Genomic DNA, 5,768 nt, shown 5'->3' with positions numbered 1-5,768 from the left:
TGCGGCTGTGCAGGGCGGCGTCGGGACCGTGGTGGGCGCGGTGATCGGCGGCCTGGTCATGGGCGTCCTGAACCAGGGGCTGTCCATCCTCTCCGTCGACGCGGCCTGGCAGCAGGTCATCAAGGGACTCGTCCTCCTGCTCGCCGTCGCCTTCGACGTCTACAGCAAGCGTCGCACCGGCCGCTGATGCAGCGTACTCGTGGACGGGTGGCGGATCCTTCGGGGCCGCCACCCGTCCGCCATCACTCCATGCACCGGCGGGACGGGTCCACAGGGCCCTGACCGGGCCCTACCGAGCGCACCCTCCCCGCCGTCCGCCTGCGGGGGCGGTTCAGATGAAGACATGGAGGAAGCGGAAGAACACGGAGGCCGCGACGGCGATGTAGGTGACGGCGATGACGGGACCCACCCATGCCGCCAGCCATCGGGTGACGGCGACGGGTGCGGGGATGACGCCGTGGACCATGTTCCGGACGGTGGTGAGGATGAACAGGGGAATCATCGCCGCCCAGACGATCATGCAGTAGAGGCAGAGGACGTAGATCTCGAACAGGGCCTGGCTCCACAGCCAGGCCGCGAACACCACACCGAGCGTGACACCTGCCTGCACGCCCACCCAGTACCAGCGATCGAACCGGGCACCGGCCAGCAGGCCCATGCCGGTGGTGATGATGACGGTGAAACCCACGAGACCGATGAAGGGGTTGGGGAAGCCGAAGAGCTCCGACTGCCAGGTCTCCATGACCTGTCCGCAGGACACCCAGGGATTGATGTCGCAGCTCGTGACGTGGTCCGGGTCCTGCAGGAGCTGAAGCTTCTCGAGGATCAGGATGGCGGCCGCGATCCAGCCGGTGATGCCGGTGGCCAGGAGGAGCAGGCCGAAGGCTCGGGGGCGGGCGAAGGGTGGCGTGTCGATGTCCGCTCCCGCCGCCGTGCTCGGGAACCGCTCGCGGGAGAGGTTGTTCATTGCGCTGACGGCTCCACCTGGCTGATGGCGGTCTCGATGAGCCGGCGGAACTCTTCCCCGCTCGAGGGCTGGATCTTCCCGCCGTCGAGGAAGAACGCCGGGGTTCCCTGGACGTCGGGCGCCATGCCGTCGGCCTTGTCCTTCTGGATGCGCTCCATCGTCGCGGGACCCTCGACGGCGGCGTCGACGGCGGCCAGGTCGAGACCGAGCTCCTCGGCGTAGCCGCGGAAGACCGGCGACCGATCCTCATCGGTGTGGCCCCACTGCGCCTGCGTCCCATCCATGCGCGCGTGCCTGTCCCTGAACCCGCCCTGCTGCACTGCGGTTCCGACAGCGGCCGCCGCGGCGATGAGCCCGATCGTGATGCGGTCCTGCAGGCTCAGGCCCGTCGGCGTCCTGGGCTTCGTCCTGGGGAAGGGGGTCGGCACGGTGGTGTCTCCTCGTCGGCTGGATGCGTTCTCGTGCCCGGTCCGACACGATGCCGGGACCGGTGGCTTGAGGGCCTGTTCGTCTCCCTACTCGTGCGGGCAGCAGGCGCAGGACGCGCCGACAGCCTTCGAGCCGGAGACATCCGGAACCCCCACCCGGACGCCGGTCGCTACGGGCCGGGCCGTCACTGTCAACGGTGCAGGTCCCGCAGGGGTGGTCGTCGCTGGAGGGGCTGCACCGGTCGTGCCGTCGGTGCTGCAGCAGGCGTCCTGGCCGTTGTCGGAGGTGTCCCTCCCGGTATCAACGCTCCCGCCGTCTCCGAGGTTTCCGAGGCTCGGGGCGCAGCAGGAATCGCCCTTCCAGGCTTCGCGGCCCTCCTTGACGGCGACGGCGGCGATGACCAGGGCGGCGACCGGGTCGGCCCAGGACCAGCCGAGGGTGCTGTTGAGGAGCAGCCCGACCAGCAGGACGCCGGACAGGTAGGTGCAGAGCAGGGTCTGCCTGGAGTCCGCGACGGCCGAGCGGGAGCCCAGTTCGCGTCCGGCGCGGCGCTGGGCCCACGACAGGAACGGCATCACGGCGAGACTGGCTGCAGCGAGGACGATCCCGACGAGGGAGTGATCTGCCGCAGCCCCGCCGAGCAGACTGCGGACGGCGTCGAAACTGACGAACGCGGCGAGGCCGAAGAAGGAGAACGCGATCAGGCGCAGCGCGGTCTTCTCGCGGGCCTCCGGGTCGCGGCCCGCGAACTGCCAGGCCACCGCGGCCGCGGAGAGGACCTCGACGATCGAGTCCAGCCCGAAGCCGATCAGGGCGCTCGAGGACGCGATCGTGCCGGCGCTGATCGCGATGACCGCTTCGAAGACGTTGTAGGTGATCGTCGCGGCGACGAAGAGGCGGATGCGCCGGGACAGGATCACGCGACGCTCCGCGGTCGACGCAGGTCGCAGTGATCGGCCCGACCCGATCGACGTGTGAGTGCTCATCAGCAGCAGGCCCTTCCGTCGACGTGATTCTCGTCAGCGCTGCAGCAGCACGCAGAACTGCTGACCGCGACGACGCTCAGGAGGGCGGTCAGTGCGTCCCCCAGTCTCCGGTCCGCCAGCTCGTACCGGACCCGCCGCCCCTCGGGGACGGCGACGACCAGCCCGCATCCGCGCAGGCACGTCAGGTGATTCGACAACCGCTGCTTGCTCACGCCCGCCAGCTCGGCCAGGTCACCCGGATAGGACGGGGCATCCCGGAGGGCCAGCAGGACGCGGGCGCGGACCGGATCCGAGAGGGCGTAGCCGAACCTGGCGAGCACCGAGTGATGGGTGAGCGTAGCCATCCGCCAATAGTACATAACCTCATGTACTGATTGGTGCGGGGTGGGAACCCCGGCAGGGTCCCGCCCCAGCGGGAGGCGGCCGGCCGGCATCCGGGCGGGGACCCGACGGAGGCTGGTCGGTCAGGTGTCCTGCCGTGGCAGGCGCTGGCCGTAGCGGGGTTCGTCGTCGGGCCCGGGATCCGCGGCGGGCGGGGCGGGCGCCGCCTGCCGGTCCGGCTTCGCCGACGAGCGGTTGACACCGGAGCCCTTGCTGAGGTGTTCGGAGTTCGGGGTCTCCGCCATCATGAGCATGGCGCAGATGACGAGGGAGACGATGAACGCGATCCCTGCCGCCGTGAGGCCGAGGTCGACGCGCAGCACGTTGCTGCCGCCTCCCGTGGCGAAGATCGACGTCGCCACCCCGGCCACGAGGGCCAGGACGGCCGAGAACACGAGCGGTGCCTTGATGCCGTGGCGGAATCGACCCTGCGAGGGCTTCCCAGGCTGGCGCTTGGCCACGGGCACTCCTTCCGGTGATGCAATATTTCTACGAGCTGTAGAGACTCTAGTTTACGGTGTCCGGCTCGCCCCGGGCGCCGGAAGTGGCCGGTGCGCTCAGCGCTGAATCGTGCCGGTAGCTCAGGGCGGCGATCCCGAGCACGACGGCGGTGAGCAGCGCCCCGCCACCGGCCACACCGAGCAGTGCATGGGCTCCGAGGTGCTCGACGAGCGGGAGCAGGGCGCCCGTGACGACCGCCACCGTCCCGACGATCACGAGGTCCCGTGCCATCACGGAACCGCGGGCCGTGAGTCCGAGCAGCACTTCGACCCCGCCGGCGACGACGAGGGCAACCGCGCCGGCGAAGGCGAAGCTGCGGTCATCGAGGAACACGAGGCTCGCGATACCCGCACCGAGGAGCAGTCCGCCACCGATGTCGGGCAGCAGCCGCGTGCGGGAAGCCCTGTATGGCAGGCGGTGCGTCCAGAGGTAGGCCGCGCCCGTGAGCAGGAGGTAGAGCCCGCCGGCGACGGACATCACCAGGGTGGAGCGTTCGCGCCAGAAGACGGTCACGAGACCGAAGACGGCGCCCACCCCGGCACGGGCCAGGAACGGCTTCCAGACCGACAGTTCGGACGCGTCGGACCCGGCGCCGGGGTCGGGCGGTGCAGCAGCCATCGAAGACCTCTCTGGACGGGGTGCGGGACCGGCGATCTCCGGCGAGTCCAGTTTAGTCCTCGGAACGCACCCGCCGCCCCGTCCCTACCCGGTGAACAGCGCGTTCCGCAGGGCATCGGCCTGGGCCCGCCAGAACCTCCGGGAGACTCCCTTCCGCGCGAACAGCGTGTCGAAACCATGGAACGCGCCGTCCACGACGACCAGTTCGCAGGGCACGCCCGCCTCCTCCAACCTCGCCGCGTACGTCGTGTCCTCGTCGAAGAAGAGGTCGAGTGACCCCACGCCGATCCACGCCGGCGGCAGCCCGGTGAGGTCCTCCCGGCGGGCCGGTGCCGCATAGGGTGACACGCCGGGGCCGCCCGGGGCTCGGCCGAGGTACGACGTCCAGCCGAAGCGGTTGCTCCCCGGGGTCCATACCCGCACGTGGCGGGTATCCGCGTCGGTGCGCACCACGGTCCGGTCATCGATCATCGGGTACACCAGCAACTGGAAGGCGGGCCGCACCCCGCCTCGGTCATGGGTGAGGAGCGCGAGACCTGCTGCGAGTCCTCCACCGGCACTCTGTCCTCCGATCGCGATCCGATCGGCATCGATACCCCGCTCCTCCGCGTGGGCCGCGAGCCAGGTCAGGGCCGCGTACGCGTCCTCGAGGGCGGCCGGCGCGGTGTGCTGCGGCGACAGCCGGTAGTCGACGGACGCGACGGTGATCCCGAGGGTGCGTGCGAAGGCGAAGTTGGTCGCATCGTCCTGGGAACTGCTCCCGAGGATCATGCCTCCGCCGTGCAGCCACAGCAGAGCGGGTGCCCTTCCCACCAGAGTCCTCGGACGGATCAGGCGCACGCCCACGTCGGGCGCGCCATCGGCACCGGGCACGGCGATGTCGTCGACCAGGAGGTCCTCGGGGATGTCGGTGGCACTCCTGCGCGGCACGTTGGCGAGACGCGCCAGGCGCGGTCCGAAGGACAGTGGGGGGATCCACCGTCCGACGGCGAGGTCCGGATGGAATACGGTCACGGGAAGGCGCTCCTCTCGCTCGGCCATTGTTGCTCCCACCAGTCTGCCGCAGGACGTCGAGGCGGGGACCGGCCGGGTCAGGCCCGTTCCTGCCGGCTCACCATCTCGGTGATCCAGCTCGGCGCGAAGGGCGAGGTGCAGTTGGGCGGCGTCGGGTAGTCCTTCAGGACCTCGAGCCGTTCCCCGATGTCGAGGGCTCTGGCCCGCTGCGCCTCGTGTTCGATCCCGATCTGCGCGAGCGTGTGGTTCATGGCCCACTGCAGGCGGTCCGGCGCTTCCTTCATGCCGGCCTCGATGGTGTCCAGCAGCCCGGGCAGGTCGAGGCCCTCGGGCTTCCTGACCACGCGCTCGCTGGTGAGAGCCCAGCCCGCACTGGCCACGACGGGATCCGGATCGGCCGTCCACTCGAGGCGGAGCCGTTCGGCGTGCGGGTTCTTCTTCACCACGTAGTTCACGAACCAGTCGTGCACCTTCGGCGAGCGTGCCTGGCGCAGCATGGCGTCGAGTTCGTCGTACTCGAAGGACTTCGGCCGGCAGATCAGCAGCGCCACGAGTTGCGCTGCGGTGTCCGACGTGGCCCAGAGCGCCCGGGCGAGATCGTGGTGCGCCCTCAGCCGCTTTGCGAGCGCGCGCAGCGAGGTGAGGTTCACCCCGTGGTCGTCACCGTGCTTCTCGTTCACCGCGCGGATCCTCGGGTCCTCGAGCTCCGCCAGCTCCGCCAGCACGTCTGCCACCGTCGGCACTCCCGCCGTCACCTCCGGCACTCCGGTCTCCCCTGCACTCGTTCGTCGTCGTTCCATCCTCCCGCTCCCGTGGCGGACGCGCCAGAGCCCGGGGTCGCGGTCTCACAGCGGCGGAGCGGACGGGGCGGG

At 70.3% G+C, this 5,768-nt stretch carries 8 protein-coding genes and 1 pseudogene; 1 reads left to right on the top strand and 8 read right to left on the bottom strand.

Translation table 11 applies throughout. From position 1 onward, the window contains the following. Positions 1-187: pseudogene (locus CVO76_RS11000) on the top strand (sugar ABC transporter permease); the annotation flags it as partial. Positions 188-331: 144 nt separating this feature from the next. Here the strand turns inward: CVO76_RS11000 and CVO76_RS10995 are convergent. The 8 genes from CVO76_RS10995 to CVO76_RS10960 all read right to left on the bottom strand — a co-directional run bounded on the left by CVO76_RS10995 (position 332) and on the right by CVO76_RS10960 (position 5,696). After that, positions 332-967 (bottom strand): vitamin K epoxide reductase family protein, encoded by a 636-nt coding sequence (locus tag CVO76_RS10995; RefSeq protein ID WP_208739268.1) that lies wholly within the window; start codon positions 965-967, stop codon positions 332-334. Then, a complete protein-coding gene (locus CVO76_RS10990; RefSeq protein WP_208739267.1) occupies positions 964-1,395 on the bottom strand; it encodes a DsbA family protein in 432 nt (143 codons plus the stop codon). Before CVO76_RS10990 ends, CVO76_RS10995 begins: the two co-directional genes overlap by 4 nt. Before the next feature lie 87 nt (positions 1,396-1,482). Next, a complete protein-coding gene (locus CVO76_RS10985; protein WP_208739266.1) occupies positions 1,483-2,382 on the bottom strand; it encodes a cation transporter in 900 nt (299 codons plus the stop codon). Continuing rightward, positions 2,382-2,726 carry an ArsR/SmtB family transcription factor gene (locus CVO76_RS10980; protein WP_208739265.1) on the bottom strand — a complete coding sequence of 115 codons (345 nt, stop codon included), beginning with the start codon at positions 2,724-2,726 and terminating at the stop codon, positions 2,382-2,384. Before CVO76_RS10980 ends, CVO76_RS10985 begins: the two co-directional genes overlap by 1 nt. Before the next feature lie 120 nt (positions 2,727-2,846). Then, the gene (locus tag CVO76_RS10975; RefSeq protein WP_244185903.1) at positions 2,847-3,224 is read right to left on the bottom strand and encodes a hypothetical protein; all 378 of its coding nucleotides are present in this window, start codon (positions 3,222-3,224) and stop codon (positions 2,847-2,849) included. 46 nt (positions 3,225-3,270) lie between these two features. Beyond that, positions 3,271-3,882 (bottom strand): hypothetical protein, encoded by a 612-nt coding sequence (locus CVO76_RS10970; RefSeq protein WP_208739263.1) that lies wholly within the window; start codon positions 3,880-3,882, stop codon positions 3,271-3,273. Positions 3,883-3,966: 84 nt separating this feature from the next. Next, positions 3,967-4,896, bottom strand: coding sequence for an alpha/beta hydrolase (locus CVO76_RS10965; RefSeq protein ID WP_244185901.1), 930 nt, complete (start codon positions 4,894-4,896; stop codon positions 3,967-3,969). Between the two features lie 77 nt (positions 4,897-4,973). Continuing rightward, positions 4,974-5,696, bottom strand: a complete 723-nt coding sequence (locus tag CVO76_RS10960) for a DNA alkylation repair protein (protein ID WP_208739262.1) — start codon at positions 5,694-5,696, stop codon at positions 4,974-4,976. Between the last annotated feature and the right edge of the window lie 72 nt (positions 5,697-5,768).

The organism is Arthrobacter agilis, from assembly GCF_002953615.1.
GTDB classification, from domain to species: Bacteria; Actinomycetota; Actinomycetes; order Actinomycetales; family Micrococcaceae; genus Arthrobacter_D; species Arthrobacter_D agilis_B.
The sequence above is the reverse complement of the archived record's forward strand: the minus strand, read 5'-3'. Positions and strand labels throughout refer to the sequence as shown.

What these genes read in the sequence shown, in the direction of transcription:
- CVO76_RS10995 (WP_208739268.1), bottom strand. Translation starts at nt 967, where the DNA reads ATGAACAACCTCTCCCGCGAGCGGTTCCCGAGCACGGCGGCGGGAGCG.
- CVO76_RS10985 (WP_208739266.1), bottom strand. Translation starts at nt 2,382, where the DNA reads ATGAGCACTCACACGTCGATCGGGTCGGGCCGATCACTGCGACCTGCG.
- CVO76_RS10980 (WP_208739265.1), bottom strand. Translation starts at nt 2,726, where the DNA reads ATGGCTACGCTCACCCATCACTCGGTGCTCGCCAGGTTCGGCTACGCC.
- CVO76_RS10970 (WP_208739263.1), bottom strand. Translation starts at nt 3,882, where the DNA reads ATGGCTGCTGCACCGCCCGACCCCGGCGCCGGGTCCGACGCGTCCGAA.
- CVO76_RS10960 (WP_208739262.1), bottom strand. Translation starts at nt 5,696, where the DNA reads ATGGAACGACGACGAACGAGTGCAGGGGAGACCGGAGTGCCGGAGGTG.